Origin of the sequence: Streptomyces sp. NPDC056231 (assembly GCF_048270745.1) — a bacterium.
Classification (GTDB): Bacteria; Actinomycetota; Actinomycetes; order Streptomycetales; family Streptomycetaceae; genus Streptomyces.
Window position 1 is genome coordinate 1 of sequence record NZ_JBLVKW010000212.1, and the last position, 1025, is coordinate 1025.

Consider the following 1025-nt stretch of genomic DNA (forward strand, 5'->3'; position numbering starts at 1 on the left):
GGGTGAAACGGCCAGCGGCCAGGTCGTCCCGGCGAATCACCCAGTGGACCCTGCCCAGAAGATCACCGTCGTCCGCCCCGATCTCCGCGAGCAGCACCCAGTCGCCCGGGCCGTGGTCGTAGTCCGTGACGGGATCGTTGTTCCAGACCCAGGGGTAGCCGCCTATCTGCACCGATCCGCCCGTCTGTACATCGTCGGAGGTTTCCCACCACACCTCGCCCATCTCCTCACCGTGCGGGAACTCCTCGGTGTAGTCGCCGCGGTTGGGCAGCGAGGGATCGATCACCAGATAGAGATCATGGGCCGAGTGGACCTGCGGCGGCCACTCATCGCCCGGACCGCGTTTGGAGACTGGCCTGCCAACCGGGACATAGACGAGCCGGGACCAGTCGCGTCGTGTCCACGGGGTAGATTCAGATGTGTCCGCGAAGAAGAGCAGCGTGCCATCCTTCGGCAACGGGAGGTCCGTCGCGCCGGGTGGGATGGCCGCGAGGTCGACCGAGGCGAGGAACGGCAAGTCCGGCACGGGCTCGTCCTCGGGCATCGGCGGCAGCCCGCCGAGCCGTCCGACCATCGGGCCGTCGGTCGGCTCCCCTGCGCCCAGCATCGCGCACGGACGGACGGTTGCATCGAGCCACCGCTCGACTTCGTCCTGGGGTATGCCCTGGTCGCGGGCTAGGTCGCGGAACGGATCCATCGATCTCATATTCACAGAATATCCAGGGGCGATCATTGTCCGCCTACCAGGCGGCCGCACCGATCAATCCGGGTGGTCTCCGTTGCCACCCAGGTTCGCAACCATGCGCCACAGACCTGGCCGGCAAGACAGTCACACGTCGGTGCACCGGAAGTGGACGAGGAAGGTGCGGAGCGACACAGCGGGACATCAGGGCCACTTGTCCTCGGCTGACTCGACACCACCGAGATGTTCAAGAGGCCCTGCTGCTATGCACGGCCGAGCCTTGATCGCCCGAACGAGTCCCGCTTGGACGACAGTTCGAGCAAGCCCCCTGCCTTCCGGTTTG

Annotated in this window: 1 protein-coding gene; it reads right to left on the minus strand. The window is 66.2% G+C overall.

What is annotated here, in order from left to right:
• Nucleotides 1-706 (minus strand): DUF1963 domain-containing protein (locus ACNPQM_RS44195; RefSeq protein ID WP_418088422.1); only part of this gene is annotated, 706 nt, incomplete at its 3' end.
• Between the last annotated feature and the right edge of the window lie 319 nt (nt 707-1025).